Source organism: Vibrio sp., assembly GCF_050299255.1.
GTDB lineage: Bacteria > Pseudomonadota > Gammaproteobacteria > Enterobacterales > Vibrionaceae > Vibrio.
In genome coordinates this window covers 58,143-73,414 of record NZ_JBNKVP010000011.1, presented here as the reverse complement: position 1 = coordinate 73,414, position 15,272 = coordinate 58,143, and the positions used below count along the sequence as shown (strand labels likewise).

Genomic DNA, 15,272 nt, shown 5'->3' with positions numbered 1-15,272 from the left:
AAATGCATCCAGAAATTGTGGAAAGAAACTCAGTTTATAACCTCAAAAAGTAATTTTTGTATATAATTCAAGGCGGTAATCTAAGTGACAAAACACCGCCTTATTTACGGTGATTTTTGAATCAAGATCCCATTTACGCAACCAAGTTGTGATATTAAGCCAAAAACTTTTTTATCCTTAAGTAACAACTTAGCCACGCACAGGGCAAACTATCCGAAAGGGTAGGACGCAAAGCCTCCGGCCTGACTTATCGCTACTTTGACGAAAGACCAAAGAAGTAGCGATAAAAGGTAGCGGGGTTGCCGATGGTAAAGAATGCAGAGTCAACTTTTACTACTGTTTGACAACTTTCTGCATGCTTTTGCTAGGATCTCGGACCTGATCAGGTGGCGTATTGATATACACCGAGAAATACAGCATGGACAAACCAGTATTAAAAGACTCAATGCGACTTTTTGAGCCGCTAGGTCGGATTAAATCCCGATCTATGTTTGGTGGGTTTGGCATTTTTGCCGACGAAACCATGTTCGCTCTAGTCGTTCAGGACAAACTTCATATTCGAGCCGACAGTCAGTCTACCAAAGAGTTTAAGCTCAAAGGATTAGAGCCTTACGTGTACAAAAAACGTGGCTTTCCCGTTGTGACTAAATATTTTGCAATGCCTGACTGGGACCTCAATCCTTCTCATACTATTGAAGTTGCCAAAAACGCCTTATCGGCGGCGAAGCGGGAGAAAGACTCGCAAGCCAACGCCAAACCTGACCGTTTGAAAGACCTGCCAAACCTCAGACTGGCCACGGAAAGGATGCTTAAGAAAGCCGGCATCGAAACCGTAGACCAACTTGAGCAACGCGGCTCACTGGAAGCCTTTAAAGCTATCCAGCAGACTCATTCAGCTGAAGTCAGCCTGGAGTTATTGTGGGCGTTAGAAGGCGCGATAAGCGGCACTCACTGGTCAGTGATACCGCAATCCAGGCGTGAGGAGTTATCCAAACACCTGAGTTAACCGTAATCGACAAAAAAACCAACGCATCGCCGTTGGTTTTTTTTATCTGCCGCTGAAAGTTTTACTCTGCTAAAGTGTTCTAATAGAAGACATGTTGCCGCTATCGGCATTCGATTTTGGAGCACTCCTATGAACAAGAAGTTAATCGTCGCCGTTGGCCTGCTCTTCGTCATCATCATTGCCGGTAGCCAGTTTGGCGACTATCTCACCCTGGAAAATGCCAAAAACCAACAACAGGCTCTAAGCCAGTATATCGAACAGCACTTTTTGCTGGCCGCGACCCTGTACTTTTTTAGCTATATCGTGATTGCGGCGCTGTCTATTCCAGGTGCAGGCGTTACCAGCCTGCTCGGTGCGGCCCTATTTGGCTTTTGGCCCAGCCTGGTGCTGGTTTCATTTGCCAGTACAATCGGCGCCACCCTGGCCTTTCTCAGTAGCCGTTTTCTGCTTAAAGACTGGGTACAGAGTAAATTCGGCAGCAAGTTGGCCGTGGTGAACCAGGGCATTAAGCGTGACGGTACCTTCTACCTGTTCACTCTGCGTTTGATCCCGGTATTCCCGTTTTTTCTCATCAATCTGCTGATGGGACTGACCCCAATCACCGCACTGCGTTTCTACCTGGTCAGTCAGATAGGTATGCTGCCGGTGACGGTGGTGTTCCTCAATGCCGGGGCACAACTGGCTCAAATTGATAGCCTGTCCGGCATCTTATCACCCGGAGTAATCGCTTCACTGGCATTGGTTGGGCTGTTTCCATTAATCGCCAAGTGGCTGCTGCGTAAGTTTAAATCGCTCCCTAATGCTGAAAATGGTGCAGGATGAAGATATTCCAGGCTCAAAATCCACCTGAAGCCCATATCGTCTGCGAATTGCTAAAAAGTGAAGATATTCTGTGCGAAGTCCGGGGAGAACAACTATTTGGCTTGCAGGGAGAGCTGCCTATCGATCAGAGCACTCAGCCTTATGTCTGGCTGTTTGAGCCCAGGCAGCAAGCACAAGCTGAAGCGCTGATTCGCGATTTCATGGCGCCCAAAACCCACCGCACAGTATGGCGCTGTCCTAACTGTCAGGAGCTAAACGAAGCGCAGTTTGCCATCTGCTGGCAATGCTGCACCCCAGCACCTTGAACAAAAGCCGACAGAGCAGTTCTGGTTAGAATTTTTCGACGTGTTTGTGGATAAAGGCCAGCGAAGCCTGATTAAACTCATCAGGCTTTTCGACGTTGCAGACATGACCACAATCGGGAATCGCATGCAGTTCACTTTGCTGATGCACCGCCACCATCTCTTTTACCGGCTGAATAAACATATAGTCCTTTTCACCCATCAGATAGAGCGTCGGGATCGGCAGTTCGCGGTCTTTAAAATAACGCATCAAAGGGTTGACGTCGGCGGTGAGGATAAACCAGCGTTTGAACTCTTTCTGGCAAAGTTTACGCGCTTCATGCACGAACAGCGAACGCGACTCTTTCTGCCCTTTCTGTGGCATGACAATGTAAGCGAACAGCCGATACAACCACATATACGGAATGATGTGCTTGCTGAGATTGCCCAGTTGCACCAATACCTGAGAACGGGTATTAAGCCGGGTAATTGCGCCACCGAGTACCATAGTGCGGACGCGGTCAGAAGCCAATTCTGCCAAGGTGCGAATGATGATGGTTCCGAGCGACATGCCAACGAAATGGGCCGACTGTATCTTGAGGTGATCCAGTACCTTGAGAATATCAAGGGTAACCGATTTGAACGTGTAGCGATTGTTCATCAGTTCTTTGATCAGGTTGCCTGATTTACCGTGACCCCGCAGATCGATCAACAGCAGATTAAAATGCGCTTTATAGGCGCGAATCTGCTTAAACCAGATTGAAGAACTGCCACCGGCACCATGCACAAACACCACCCATTCCTTGCTGGAAGGGTGTAAGTAAGTCTTATGAAATAATAGTGCGTGCGACATGTATGATGACTCTTGGCCCCGGTGTTACTCAGGGCAAAAGATTAGCACATATATGGCGCAAGGTGGTCGGTCTTTTGGCTGGTCAGTCGCCATTAGTGACAAAAAAGGAGCTAAATGCTCCTTTTCGTCTTACCGGGTGATGCCAGTGCCTTATGCAATAAACACTCGCTATTTATGCGCCAGTGCGGAGCGGTATAACTCGATGTACTGCTGAGCGGCTTTTCGCCAACAGAAATCTTTGGTCATAGCATACAGCTGCACCCGTATTAGCTCTTCACGCTGCTGTTCATACATCAGCAGAGAGCGCAGCAATTTCAGCAGCAGTTCGGTGGGTGACGGTTCATAAAACACAAACCCGGTCGCCTCTGCCGGATTTTCATCGTAGTCAGTGACGCTGTCTTTCAGCCCCCCTACTCCGCGCACGATTGGCAACGTGCCATAAGCCATGCTGTAAATCTGGTTCAGTCCGCACGGTTCAAATTCTGACGGCATCAAGAAGAAATCGGACCCGGCTTCAACCAGGTGGGCGAGTTCATTGTTGTAGGCCTCCACAAAAATGAATTTGTTGCCATACAGGGCCGCCAGCTCTTTCAACTGGCTGGCAATAACCGGGTCTCCGGTGCCAACAACCACCAGCTGTAGCTCATGTTTGAGCAGATCATGCAGGATAGGAATCAGGTAATGGACCCCTTTCTGGGTTGTCAGGCGGCAGACCATGCCATACATCGCCACTTCCTGTACCGGTAACCCCAGTTTATGTTGCAGTGCAGCTTTCGCCGCATGTTTGCCCGCAATCATACTGGCTTTCTCGGCATGAAACCCCTCGGGAAGATGTGGGTCGTTTTCCGGATTCCAGGCTGAATAGTCACAGCCGTTTAAGATCCCGACTAAATCAGCCTGACGGGCCTGGAATTCCTGCACCATGCCATGGCTGCCCAGCACAGTTTTCAGCTCTTCCGCATAGGAGGGGCTGACGGCATTGATCTTATCTGAGGACATCACCCCGGCTTTCAACATGGTAACGTGGGTGCTGCTGACCGCCGCTTCCGGAGCGTGTCTGGTATGGAATTCCGGCAGGCATTGCAGCTCGTCGTAACTGAATACCCCTTTAAACACCGCGTTATGGATGGAAAATATCGACCGCATTCCGCGGTAGAAATCGTTCTGACCGTAGCGTTTTTTCAGTAAAAACGGGACCAGTCCGGTGTGCCAGTCGTTGGCATGAACAATATCTGGCTGGAAGCCGAGTTTGGGCAGCATATCCAGACAAGCGGCGGCAAAAAAGCCAAACCGTTCGCCATTATCTTCGTAGGCCTGGTTATTCTCGGCATACATTTCAGTGCGGTCGAAATATTTGCCGCAGTCGATGGCATATACCATCACTCCCGCCACAGCCAGCTGCAGCACGCGATAAGCCGTGTGTGGCCAGAAATCTAACTCGGTTTCCAGCAGCACCGGGGCGTTTTCTAATCCGGAAATTTTGCTATAGGCGGGAATAGTCAGGCGGACATCCTGTTCCAGCCCCAACAGTGCCTCAGGCAATGCCTTGGCCACATCGGCCAAGCCACCACTTTTAATTAAACCCTCTACCTCTGAGGCGACAAATAGAATAGCCAGTTGATCAGTAGCCAACTCTCGCTCCTTTTGGAATAACAACGATACCGTCTTCAGACACGTGGAAATGTTGCTTATCGTGTTGCAGGTTCACCCCAATTTGCGTGCCTGGAGCGATATCAACATTCTTGTCGCTAATCACTCGGCGCAACACACAGCCTTCGCCCACTTTGACATCTCCGAGTAAAATACTTTCACTGATATCACAGGCAGATGCAATATTACTGCGAAAACCGAGTACTGATTTTTCAATCCGGGAACCGCGAATATAGCTACCACTGCACACCAGGCTATCAATGATCTGTACCCGGCCATTGACCGAATCCGTAAAGGTGGCCGGCGGAAGTGGCGGATAATAGGTATGCAGCGGCCATTTACGGTTGTAGAGCGAAAATGGCGCATCTTTTTTCAGCAAATCCATGTGCGCCTGCCAGTAAGCGTCAATGGTACCCACATCACGCCAGTAGACTTCTTCCTTTTCACCGGTAATTCGGTTGGTGCTGAAATCATACACATACACGTCACCATTAGGGAACATATTAGGAATGATATCTTTACCGAAATCATGGCTGGAGTTTTCGTTTTCAGCGTCTGCAATCAGTTCTGCAAACAGCGCCTTAGCATCGAATACATAGTTCCCCATGGACACCAGCGCATGCTCCGGATCGCCCGGAATTGATTTGGGGTTGGCTGGTTTTTCTTCGAAACCGATCATCCGCCCTTCGGCATCCACTTCTATCACACCAAACTCAGACGCTTCATGCAGCGGCATGCGCAGCGCTGAAACGGTCAACGACGCTTTCTTCTCTTTGTGGTAATCAAGCATCTGCTTGATGTCCATTTTGTAGATATGATCGGAGCCGAAAATACACACCTGGTCTGGGTCGGCCAGTTCCATAAAGCCGATATTCTGGTAAATGGCATCGGCGGTGCCCTCGTACCAGCGCTTACCTTTACGCATCTGGGCCGGAATCGGATCGATAAACCTATCGGTGATACCGCTGATATTCCAGCCTTTTTTGAGATGCTGAAACAGAGATTGAGATTTGAACTGAGTCAGTACATAAATTCGCATTAAGTCTGCGTTAATAAAATTGTTTAACGCAAAATCGATTAGTCGGTAACTACCGCCAAAAGGAACCGAAGGTTTACTCCGGGATTCCGTCAGTGGCCGTAAACGTGAACCCTCGCCGCCAGCAAGTATCATACCTAAAACACCAGCCATTATAATTCTCCATGTTGTTTTGTCCGTTTCGATAAGCTTAGTTAAGTGGGGGGCTTATCTTGTAGTCATATTTTGTAATTTTAACTGAGGTGCCACCGACATCCCGGCAATACACCGTACATACTCTGGTAAATGGACTGTTACTATCACCCTTTTTTACGCATAGGGTTACCTATAAACTACCCTATATTTATCAGATTACAATTCAAATTCTACCGGGCTATGACAAGCGTGATAGTTGCAACAAAATTGGCTGCCAAGCTTCACAACTCGGAGCATTAACTTGATATTTTGACAACATAAAAGAAACACCGGCTCGAAACAGGCGAAACAACGCGATTCAATCCTGACCACAAAGCTGCCAGTGGCATGGCTGATTTCGGGCACAAAAAAAGCAGCGATATCGCTGCTTTTTATTCTTTTATTTGGCTTTCGCTGGTTTCTTACGCTTATCGGTAACCACCCACTTGCCATCAATGTACAGAGCCGTCCAGCCTGATGGTTTACCGTCGATTTCAGAGCGGACATAGTTCTCTTTCGACTTGCGGCTGAAACGAACCAGTGTCGGTCGGCCATCAGGATCTTCCGCTGGCGCTTCCGTCAGGTAGTGGAACTTAGGTGACAGACGGTCTTTGAAGCGGATCAGCTCCGCCACAGTCGGCGCCCGGGTTTCACGAGATTTCGGGAAATTACTCGCCGCCAGGAACAAGCCAGAAGCACCATCACGCAGCACAAAATACGCGTCCGAGTTTTCGCATGGCAGCTCCGGTAAATGAACCGGATCTTCTTTTGGCGGAGCCACTTCACCGTTCTTCAGAATCTTGCGGGTGTTTTTACACTCCTCATTGGTACAGTCCATGTACTTACCAAAGCGGCCGTTTTTCAGCACCATGTCTGAACCACATTTGTCACACTCGACAACCGGGCCGTCATAGCCCTTCACTTTAAATTCGCCGTGCTCGACAATATAGCCTTCACAGTTCGGATTGTTACCACACACATGGAGCTTACGCTTATCGTCGATCAAATACGCATCCATCGCGGTTTCACAGATAGGACAACGTTTTTTGGCTCGCAGCGCAGCGGTTTCAACGTCTTCTTCCAGGACGTTGATAATGCCTTCTTCATCACCAAGGTTGATGGTGGTTTTACAGCGTTCTTTTGGCGGTAGCGCATAGCCGGAACAGCCCAGGAACACACCGGTTGAAGCAGTACGGATTCCCATCGGACGCCCACAGGTCGGGCATTCAATGTCGGTCATCACGATGTGGTTAGGCTTCATACCCCCTTCGTCTTCATCCAGTTCGGCTTTCGCCAGGTCACCGGTAAAGTCGCTAAAGAAGCTGTCCAGCACGCCTTTCCAGTCGGCATGACCTTCGGCGATCTGGTCCAGTTTTTCTTCCATTCGGGCGGTGAAGTCGTAGTTCATCAGATCCTGGAAGCTTTCGCCCAGACGATCAGTGACGATTTCACCCATTTTTTCGGCGTAAAAACGGCGCTGTTCGACTTTAACGTAACCGCGGTCCTGGATGGTGGATATGATTGACGCATAAGTAGACGGGCGGCCAATACCACGTTTTTCCAGCTCCTTAACCAGGGCGGCTTCGGTAAAGCGTGCCGGTGGCTTAGTGAAGTGCTGTTTTGGATCCAGCGCCTGCAGGGAGACTTTATCCCCAACCTGCACCGGAGGCAGAATTTGATCTTCGTTTTTGCCCAGCGGACGCTGCACACGAGTCCAGCCGTCAAACTTGAGAATGCGACCTTTCGCTTTGAGGGTGAACTCTGCCGCTTTGACGCTGACAGTGGTGGAATCGTATTTGGCCTGCGTCATCTGACAGGCGACAAACTGGTTCCAGATCAAGGCGTACAGTTTGTGAGCGTCCGCTTCCATACCCTGCAGGTCATCCGCTTTGACACTAACGCTGGATGGACGAATCGCTTCGTGCGCCTCTTGCGCGCCCTGTTTGCTACCGTAAACATTCGGCTTGGCTGGCAAATAATCCGGGCCAAACTCGCTGTCAATATATTCGCGTACCGCATCGACAGCTTCGCTGCTGAGGTTGGTCGAGTCAGTACGCATATAGGTGATGTAACCCGCTTCATACAGCCGCTGAGCCAGCATCATGGTTTTTTTCACCCCGTAACCCAGTCGGGTACTGGCCGCCTGTTGTAACGTCGAGGTGATAAACGGTGCCGAAGGCTTGCTCGAGGTTGGCCGGTCTTCACGCTTACACACTTCATACTCGGCCTTTTCCAGTGCCGCGACAGCCTGTTTCGCTTCCGCTTCATTGACTGGTTTGTAAGCCGTGCCGTTTTTCTGTGCCACCAGCAATCGGAAATCTTGTTTGTCCTGGGTCTTGGTATCGGCATGGATATCCCAGAACTCTTCCGGGATGAAAGCGTTGATCTCGCGCTCACGCTCGACCAGCAGTTTTACCGCTACAGATTGCACCCGACCGGCAGATAAGCCGCGCGCGACTTTTTTCCACAGCAGTGGCGACACCATAAAGCCGACCACCCGGTCCATAAAACGACGCGCCTGCTGGGCGTTGACGCCAGGCATACTCAGTTCACCCGGGCTTTCAAACGCCTGCTGGATGGCATTTTTGGTAATTTCGTTAAAGACTACCCGTTTGTATCGCTCTTCATCGCCACCGATGATCTCACGAAGGTGCCAAGCGATGGCTTCTCCCTCGCGGTCCAAATCGGTTGCGAGATAGACGCTGTCCGCGTCTTTGGCGAGTTTCTGTAACTCCGCCACTACTTTTTCTTTACCCGGCAGAATCTGATAGTTCGCTTGCCAGCCGTGATACGGGTCGATACCCATTTTCTTAATCAACGACTTGCGGTCTTTTTCTTTTTTTAGCTTAGCTTTTTCTTCTGCACTCAGACCTTTGGTAGAAACCGCAGGGGCTTTTTTACCGCTACTTTGACCAGCTGTCGGCAGATCACGCACGTGTCCGACACTGGATTTGACGATAAAGTCTTTGCCAAGGTACTTATTGATAGTTTTTGCCTTAGCTGGAGACTCTACGATAACGAGTGATTTACCCATAATTGACTCAATTGCCCTTGCTCATAACTGCGATTTTATCGCATAACATTCTATTAGATGCTTCTTTTTTTACTATTGAGCGAGAATAGAAGAAGATCAATATCTTTTTAGAAAAATTGGCTCTGTTTGGTCGACTATTCATCGAATTGTAGCCGACACGAAATTGCCACATACTATACGGCAGTGTTGGCGGTGGACCAAAAAAGTTGAAAAATTTAGTCTCTGCTCACAAAAAGCTTTAGTATAGCCGTAATTTACAACTCTACTCCTTCAGAGTTACTCTGAACCTCTTGCTATAAGGCACCAATATGAGTGAGAAAAAAGTCGTTTCCCAATTTGATTTATTGCTGATCGCCAATCAGATTATCCAAAGTCACGACAACTACATTGAGGGCATGCGTGCCGATTCGGTGGAAGAGAAAGACGGCGTGCTGGTGTTCAAAGGCAATTATTTTCTGGATGAACAGGGCCTGCCTACCGAGAATACCACCGCGGTGTTCAATATGTTCAAGTATCTGGCGCACCAGCTATCAAAAGAATTTACCCTTGAATAATGTTCAGCGCAGCATGATCAAAAAAAAGCTTGCCACCCCGGCAAGCTTTTCGTTAATCAGGACTCTTTTACCGCCAGACCGACTGAGTTTACTGGCTTAATTGGGCCAGCTTGTCAAAATAGTCAGGGAAAGTCTTGGAAGTACATTTCGGGTCATTGATGGTCACCGGCGTATCACTCAGTGCCACCAGCGAAAAACACATCGCCATGCGATGGTCATCGTAGGTATCGATCGCAGCGTGAATCAGCTGTTGAGGCGGAGTAATGACGATGTAATCTTCCCCTTCTTCCACTTCTGCGCCTACTTTACGCAATTCGGTTGCCATCGCCGCCAGGCGATCGGTCTCTTTGACGCGCCAGTTATAAACATTGCGGATTGCCGTAGTGCCCTTGGCAAACAGCGCCGTGGTGGCAATGGTCATCGCCGCATCCGGAATGTGGTTGAAATCCATATCGACGGCATTCAATTCGCCAGCCCGGGCAGTGACGTAATCTTCACCCCATTCGATCTGCGCACCCATTTTCTCCAGCGCGTCTGCAAACTGGATATCGCCCTGAATACTGTTTTTACCAATTCCGGTGACTTTGATTTCACCGCCTTTGATCGCCGCGGCTGCCAGAAAGTAAGAAGCGGATGATGCGTCACCTTCAACCAGGAAATCGCCCGGTGCCAGGTAACTCTGACCATGGCGAATGACAAACTGCTGGTAATTGTGGTTTTCCACTTCAACACCAAACTGACGCATGATGTGCAGGGTGATATCAATATACGGTTTAGACACCAGTTCACCGATGATATTGATAGTAATGTCCCCTTTCGCCAACGGCGCGGACATCAGAAATGCAGTGAGAAACTGGCTGGAGATAGACCCATCGATCGACACTTCCCCGCCACTCAGACCGGTACCGGTAATTTTCAGCGGTGGGTAGTGTTCATTTTCCAGATATTCGATTTGGGCACCGGCTTGTTTCAGGGCATCAACCAGATGGCCGATGGGGCGCTCTTTCATTCGAGGTTCGCCAGTGAGGACATACTCCCCTTCCCCTAAGCATAACGCCGCGGCCAGCGGACGCATCGCCGTTCCGGCATTACCCAGAAACAGTTCCACGCTGCCCTGAACGCTGAACGCACCACCTAAGCCTTCCACTTCACATTCCGTTTTGTCAGCGGACAACCGGTAGGTCACACCCAGTTGCGTTAACGCATTTAACATGTGGCGAATATCATCGCTGTCGAGAAGGTTGGTCAGACGGGTGGTACCCTTGGCGAGCGCGGCAAGCAGTAGCGCCCGGTTAGACACACTTTTAGAACCAGGCAAATTGACTTCGCCGTTCACTTTTTTAATTGGTTGTAACGTAAGGCTTTCCATTAAATCTGTAATTCCTTGATACACCCTGGCTTCCTGCCGGGATGATGAAAAATTCTTCGTACTGGCAGACTAACCAAAAATGTGATCCAAAACCAGACCTAATGTGGTCACCGAAGGCAATATTTTTACGAAGAATCCAGTTGGCGGATTAATAGGTTTTGTCGACACGAACACCATCGTCAAAATAGAGGATTCTGACCGGGTCGCCGGCCTGAAACAGCATGCTACGGTCAATATCCTGGATGACATCCACCAAGCGCTTATCTTCGGTCATGATCAGCAGTTCAACCAACCTGTATTCCACCTTGTACTGCTGGTTCGCTCTGTTATGAGCCACCGTCGCCCCGGCGATGGCACCCACTGCCGTTGCGACCTCTCGACCGCGTCCGCCACCGAACTGATGACCAATAACACCACCCACCACCGCGCCAAGCAGGGTTTCCCACCCGCTGCCCTGTAGCTTAACCACATCGTGCTTGGTCATGTAACGCACTGATTCTACTTTGCCAAATACCACTTGGTTGACCGGTCTGGCGGTATTTCGCTCATAAGCAGCATTGGCAAAAACTGGAAAAATCAATATGATCCAATACCATTTCTTCATAGGTTGTTTCCTCACGTCGGAAAATTATGGCGACTTATCTTACTGAATTAGACTCAGAATCACTCTGGTTCCCGGCCATTGAGCTGGCACTTTACGATCCCGATGGGCTGCTGGCCTACGGCGGCGATTTGTCTGTGGAACGTATTCTCGCTGCTTATCGCAAAGGGATTTTCCCCTGGTACGGGCCGGGTGAACCTATATTGTGGTGGAGTCCGTCACAACGCGCCATTATTAATCCTAAGACATTTAAACCGGCCAAAAGTCTTAAAAAATTTCAGCGCAAGCATCAATATCAGGTCAGTATCAACCAGGCGACCGACCAAGTGATCGATAACTGCGCGCTGACCCGGGGAGACTCAATGACCTGGATCACCCGGGAAATGCGCGCAGCCTACCAGCAACTGGCCCAGTTTGGGTTTTGCCATTCGGTGGAAGTCTGGCAGGATAACCAGCTGATCGGTGGATTATACGGCGTCTCTGTCGGCCAGGTGTTCTGTGGCGAATCCATGTTCAGCCTGCGCAGTAACGCGTCAAAAATTGCCCTCTGGTACTTCTGTGAGCATTTCAGTCGGTGTGGCGGCCAGATGATTGACTGCCAGATGATGAATAACCACCTGGCATCACTGGGAGCGGAGGAATGTCGACGTGAAGAATTTATCCAATCCCTGCTATCATTAAGAGAACGCTATCTTGAAACGTCTTGTTATCAATCCCAGTGGTTAACCACTTCGCCAGAGGTTAGTGGATGAGCTCTGATTTACAGCACATTCGTATTGGTCTGACCGGCCAGCACCCTTGCAGCTATTTGGCCGATCGGCATGAGCGTGTCGCGGTGGCTCTCGACCCGCAAATGCACAATAGCGCCAACTACGAGATTTTACTGGCTAACGGCTTTCGACGCAGTGGCGACATGATTTACAAGCCCCATTGTGATAGCTGCAGTGCCTGCCAGGCGCTGCGGGTCAGTATTGCAGACATCGCCTTAAGCAAAAGCCAGAAACGACTGCTGAGTAAATCTCGTCATCTCAGTTGGCAGCTTAAGCCAGAGTTGGATTCGGACTGGTTTGCACTTTACAGCCGGTACATCAATGCTCGTCATCAAAACGGCTCTATGTATCCGCCCAAAAAAGATGAATTTTACCAATTTTCTCACTGCAACTGGCTCAACACCCAATTTTTACACATCTATGATCAGCAAACCCTGGTCGCGGTCGCGGTCACAGACGTCATGGAACACAGTGCGAGTGCGTTTTATACCTTTTATGACCCCGACATCCCGCTGTCGCTCGGTACTTTGGCGGTACTTTTCCAGCTCGAATACTGCCGTGAACACAGCAAACACTGGCTTTATCTTGGCTATCAGATCGATGAATGCCCGGCGATGAACTACAAAGTCCGATTTCATCGTCATCAAAGGCTAGTAAATCAGCGTTGGCAAGGGTAGAATACGCCACAACTTTACATGTTGATCGATTAGCGGCAGTATCGGCCGTGAAATTGCCCCATTCATTAAAGAGGAATAAATGGCTAAAGAAGACGTAATTGAGATGCAAGGCACTGTCCTTGATACTCTTCCAAACACTATGTTTCGCGTGGAACTAGAAAACGGTCACGTGGTTACTGCTCACATCTCTGGCAAAATGCGTAAGAATTACATTCGAATTCTTACCGGTGATAAAGTAACTGTAGAGATGACTCCATACGATCTATCAAAAGGCCGCATCGTCTTCCGTGCTCGTTAATCTCTGATTATCGGAATCCATAAAAAAACGGAGCCCGATGCTCCGTTTTTTTATGGCTGTCTTGTGATACCCGCAGCTCCAAAAGCTTATTTGCCCAGTGCTTCCTTATAGTGCTGTCGGCAGGCAGAGACGTAGCGATCATTACCACCAATGGCCACCTGGTCACCTTCTCGAATCGCATTGCCCTGCTCATCAGTACGGATCACCATATTAGCTTTGCGACCACAGTGGCAGATGGTTTTCAGCTCAACCAGCTTATCCGCCCACGCCAGTAAATACTGACTTCCCTCAAACAACTCACCGAGGAAGTCGGTGCGCAAGCCGTAGCACAGAACCGGGATATGCAGTTTATCCACCACCTGAGTCAGCTGATACACCTGCTGCTTAGAGAGAAACTGACATTCGTCCACCAGAATACAGTGCAGCAACTGCTGCTCGTTTAACGCTGCAATCGCCTGGTACATATCGGTGTCGGGTCGAAACAGCTGTGCATCTGACTGCAAACCGATCCGGGAACTGACTTTGCCGATACCGTAGCGATCATCCAGCGCGGCGGTAAAAATCACCGGGTTCATGCCCCGTTCCTGGTAGTTAAATGAAGATTGCAAAAGCGTAGTGGATTTACCGGCATTCATCGCCGAGTAATAGAAGTACATCTGAGCCACTGGAAATTTCCTGTCTAAGGTTTTGAAATGCGATTTAAAAGGGGCCGCCTGCGCAGCCCCTGAAATTATTTATTTACGACGCCAGGTGGTTCCCTGAGGGCCATCTTCCAGCACGATGCCCATTTCCGTCAGACGATCGCGGGCTTTATCAGCATTGGCCCAGTCTTTAGCGGCACGAGAATCGTTGCGAAGTTTGATCATAGCTTCGATTTCCGCCACTTCATCGTCACTTTCGTCGCTGCCACCTTGCAAGAAGGCTTCTGGCTCCTGGTACAAAATACCGATCACATCCGCCAGTTCACGCATGCGGGCACCCAGGCCGTTGGCCGCTGCCAGATCTTCGGCTTTAATGCGGTTGATGTCGCGGGCCATATCAAACAGAACGGAGTAAGCTTCCGGGGTATTGAAGTCGTCATCCATCGCGGCTTTAAAGCGCGCCACGTACTCTTCTCCGCCGGACGCCTCAGCGGTGGTATCCAGGCCGCGCAGCGCCGTGTAGAGACGCTCCAGCGCAGAACGAGCCTGATTCAGGTTATCTTCACTGTAGTTGAGCTGACTACGGTAATGACCGGACATCAGGAAGTAGCGTACCGTTTCCGCATCGTAGTGCTGCAGGACATCACGGATGGTGAAGAAGTTGCCGAGCGACTTGGACATCTTCTCTTTATCAACCATCACCATGCCACTGTGCATCCAGGTATTCACATACTGGGTACCGTGAGCGCAGCAAGACTGAGCGATTTCATTTTCGTGATGAGGGAACTGCAAATCAGATCCGCCGCCGTGAATATCAAAATGGTTACCCAGAATAGAGGAGTTCATTGCCGAACATTCAATATGCCAGCCCGGACGGCCCGGTCCCCATGGTGATTCCCAGGTCGGTTCACCCGGTTTGGACATCTTCCACAGTACAAAGTCTAGCGGGCTGCGTTTGGCAGATTCAACATCTACCCGGGCACCCGCTTGCAGCTGGTCGAGGTCCTGTTTGGACAGCTTGCCGTAGTCGTCAAACTTGCCGACTTCAAACATCACGTCGCCGTTGTCTGCCACATAAGCAAAGCCGCGCTCAATCAGCTTCTCAACCAGTTCGATAATCTCAGCGATAAACTGGGTCGCACGCGGTTCAACGTCGGGACGTTTCATGTTCAGGGCATCAAAATCGGCGTACATTTCTCCGATCAATCGCTCTGTCAGCGTCTCACACGCTTCGCCGTTTTCTGCCGCGCGTTTGATGATTTTGTCATCAATATCGGTGATGTTACGGACGAATGTCAGGTCATAACCGAGAAAACGCAGGTAACGGGACACAACATCAAACGAAACGAATGTACGGCCATGACCGATATGACAGAGATCATAGATGGTTACCCCACACACATACATGCCAATTTTACCGGCGGTGATTGGTTTGAATTCCTCTTTCTGTCTGGTGAGCGAGTTATAAATCTTCAGCATGATCTCTATCTAATAATGAGTGAAACA

Annotated in this window: 15 protein-coding genes and 1 riboswitch; of the genes, 7 read left to right on the top strand and 8 right to left on the bottom strand. The window is 49.7% G+C overall.

The window, feature by feature from the left end:
* Positions 1–193 precede the first annotated feature (193 nt).
* A riboswitch (cyclic di-GMP riboswitch) is annotated at positions 194–307 on the top strand.
* 111 nt (positions 308–418) lie between these two features.
* The 3 genes from ACQY6F_RS05580 to ACQY6F_RS05570 all read left to right on the top strand — a co-directional run bounded on the left by ACQY6F_RS05580 (position 419) and on the right by ACQY6F_RS05570 (position 2,133).
* On the top strand, positions 419–1,006 hold the full coding sequence (locus ACQY6F_RS05580) for a TfoX/Sxy family DNA transformation protein (RefSeq protein WP_428772820.1): 588 nt from the start codon (positions 419–421) through the stop codon (positions 1,004–1,006).
* 129 nt (positions 1,007–1,135) lie between these two features.
* Positions 1,136–1,828: a TVP38/TMEM64 family protein gene (locus tag ACQY6F_RS05575; protein ID WP_428772819.1), complete on the top strand. Its 693-nt coding sequence runs from the start codon at positions 1,136–1,138 to the stop codon at positions 1,826–1,828.
* Positions 1,825–2,133, top strand: coding sequence for a DUF2007 domain-containing protein (locus ACQY6F_RS05570; protein ID WP_428772817.1), 309 nt, complete (start codon positions 1,825–1,827; stop codon positions 2,131–2,133). The genes ACQY6F_RS05575 and ACQY6F_RS05570 overlap by 4 nt, the downstream gene beginning before the upstream one ends.
* Before the next feature lie 25 nt (positions 2,134–2,158).
* On the opposite strand, the gene ACQY6F_RS05565 is transcribed toward ACQY6F_RS05570, so the two are convergent.
* From ACQY6F_RS05565 to topA, 4 genes are all read right to left on the bottom strand, one after another.
* Entirely contained in the window at positions 2,159–2,962 is an 804-nt protein-coding gene (locus ACQY6F_RS05565) for an alpha/beta fold hydrolase (protein WP_428772815.1), read from the bottom strand.
* A gap of 168 nt (positions 2,963–3,130) precedes the next feature.
* The gene (glgA, locus tag ACQY6F_RS05560; RefSeq protein WP_428772813.1) at positions 3,131–4,594 is read right to left on the bottom strand and encodes a glycogen synthase GlgA; all 1,464 of its coding nucleotides are present in this window, start codon (positions 4,592–4,594) and stop codon (positions 3,131–3,133) included.
* On the bottom strand, positions 4,584–5,801 hold the full coding sequence (glgC, locus tag ACQY6F_RS05555; protein WP_428772812.1) for a glucose-1-phosphate adenylyltransferase: 1,218 nt from the start codon (positions 5,799–5,801) through the stop codon (positions 4,584–4,586). The genes glgA and glgC overlap by 11 nt, the downstream gene beginning before the upstream one ends.
* A 421-nt stretch (positions 5,802–6,222) precedes the next feature.
* The gene (gene topA, locus ACQY6F_RS05550) at positions 6,223–8,856 is read right to left on the bottom strand and encodes a type I DNA topoisomerase (RefSeq protein WP_428772810.1); all 2,634 of its coding nucleotides are present in this window, start codon (positions 8,854–8,856) and stop codon (positions 6,223–6,225) included.
* Between the two features lie 308 nt (positions 8,857–9,164).
* Here topA and ACQY6F_RS05545 point away from each other — a divergent pair, with 308 nt between their 5' ends.
* Positions 9,165–9,410 carry a YciN family protein gene (locus ACQY6F_RS05545; protein ID WP_428772808.1) on the top strand — a complete coding sequence of 82 codons (246 nt, stop codon included), beginning with the start codon at positions 9,165–9,167 and terminating at the stop codon, positions 9,408–9,410.
* An 88-nt stretch (positions 9,411–9,498) separates the two neighbouring features.
* Here the strand turns inward: ACQY6F_RS05545 and aroA are convergent, their stop codons facing one another.
* Both aroA and ACQY6F_RS05535 read right to left on the bottom strand, forming a co-directional pair.
* Entirely contained in the window at positions 9,499–10,779 is a 1,281-nt protein-coding gene (gene aroA / locus ACQY6F_RS05540; RefSeq protein WP_428772807.1) for a 3-phosphoshikimate 1-carboxyvinyltransferase, read from the bottom strand.
* Positions 10,780–10,927: 148 nt separating this feature from the next.
* Positions 10,928–11,383 carry a glycine zipper 2TM domain-containing protein gene (locus tag ACQY6F_RS05535; protein WP_428772805.1) on the bottom strand — a complete coding sequence of 152 codons (456 nt, stop codon included), beginning with the start codon at positions 11,381–11,383 and terminating at the stop codon, positions 10,928–10,930.
* 26 nt (positions 11,384–11,409) lie between these two features.
* Between ACQY6F_RS05535 and aat the strand changes: the two genes are divergently transcribed.
* From aat to infA, 3 genes are all read left to right on the top strand, one after another.
* Complete coding sequence (aat, locus tag ACQY6F_RS05530; RefSeq protein ID WP_428772804.1) at positions 11,410–12,132, top strand: leucyl/phenylalanyl-tRNA--protein transferase; 723 nt, start codon at positions 11,410–11,412, stop codon at positions 12,130–12,132.
* Entirely contained in the window at positions 12,129–12,827 is a 699-nt protein-coding gene (locus ACQY6F_RS05525; protein ID WP_428772802.1) for an arginyltransferase, read from the top strand. The genes aat and ACQY6F_RS05525 overlap by 4 nt, the downstream gene beginning before the upstream one ends.
* A gap of 79 nt (positions 12,828–12,906) precedes the next feature.
* Positions 12,907–13,125 (top strand): translation initiation factor IF-1, encoded by a 219-nt coding sequence (gene infA, locus ACQY6F_RS05520; RefSeq protein WP_001040192.1) that lies wholly within the window; start codon positions 12,907–12,909, stop codon positions 13,123–13,125.
* An 86-nt stretch (positions 13,126–13,211) separates the two neighbouring features.
* On the opposite strand, the gene ACQY6F_RS05515 is transcribed toward infA, so the two are convergent.
* A complete protein-coding gene (locus ACQY6F_RS05515) occupies positions 13,212–13,790 on the bottom strand; it encodes a thymidine kinase (RefSeq protein ID WP_428772801.1) in 579 nt (192 codons plus the stop codon).
* Positions 13,791–13,859: 69 nt separating this feature from the next.
* Positions 13,860–15,245, bottom strand: a complete 1,386-nt coding sequence (gene cysS, locus ACQY6F_RS05510; RefSeq protein ID WP_428772799.1) for a cysteine--tRNA ligase — start codon at positions 15,243–15,245, stop codon at positions 13,860–13,862.
* Positions 15,246–15,272: the final 27 nt, after the last annotated feature.

Bases quoted from the DNA above. Each gene is read 5' to 3' on its own strand.
- ACQY6F_RS05580 (WP_428772820.1), top strand. From the start codon at position 419: ATGGACAAACCAGTATTAAAAGACTCAATGCGACTTTTTGAGCCGCTA.
- ACQY6F_RS05575 (WP_428772819.1), top strand. From the start codon at position 1,136: ATGAACAAGAAGTTAATCGTCGCCGTTGGCCTGCTCTTCGTCATCATC.
- ACQY6F_RS05570 (WP_428772817.1), top strand. From the start codon at position 1,825: ATGAAGATATTCCAGGCTCAAAATCCACCTGAAGCCCATATCGTCTGC.
- ACQY6F_RS05565 (WP_428772815.1), bottom strand. From the start codon at position 2,962: ATGTCGCACGCACTATTATTTCATAAGACTTACTTACACCCTTCCAGC.
- glgC (WP_428772812.1), bottom strand. From the start codon at position 5,801: ATGGCTGGTGTTTTAGGTATGATACTTGCTGGCGGCGAGGGTTCACGT.
- topA (WP_428772810.1), bottom strand. From the start codon at position 8,856: ATGGGTAAATCACTCGTTATCGTAGAGTCTCCAGCTAAGGCAAAAACT.
- ACQY6F_RS05545 (WP_428772808.1), top strand. From the start codon at position 9,165: ATGAGTGAGAAAAAAGTCGTTTCCCAATTTGATTTATTGCTGATCGCC.
- aroA (WP_428772807.1), bottom strand. From the start codon at position 10,779: ATGGAAAGCCTTACGTTACAACCAATTAAAAAAGTGAACGGCGAAGTC.
- ACQY6F_RS05535 (WP_428772805.1), bottom strand. From the start codon at position 11,383: ATGAAGAAATGGTATTGGATCATATTGATTTTTCCAGTTTTTGCCAAT.
- aat (WP_428772804.1), top strand. From the start codon at position 11,410: ATGGCGACTTATCTTACTGAATTAGACTCAGAATCACTCTGGTTCCCG.
- ACQY6F_RS05525 (WP_428772802.1), top strand. From the start codon at position 12,129: ATGAGCTCTGATTTACAGCACATTCGTATTGGTCTGACCGGCCAGCAC.
- infA (WP_001040192.1), top strand. From the start codon at position 12,907: ATGGCTAAAGAAGACGTAATTGAGATGCAAGGCACTGTCCTTGATACT.
- cysS (WP_428772799.1), bottom strand. From the start codon at position 15,245: ATGCTGAAGATTTATAACTCGCTCACCAGACAGAAAGAGGAATTCAAA.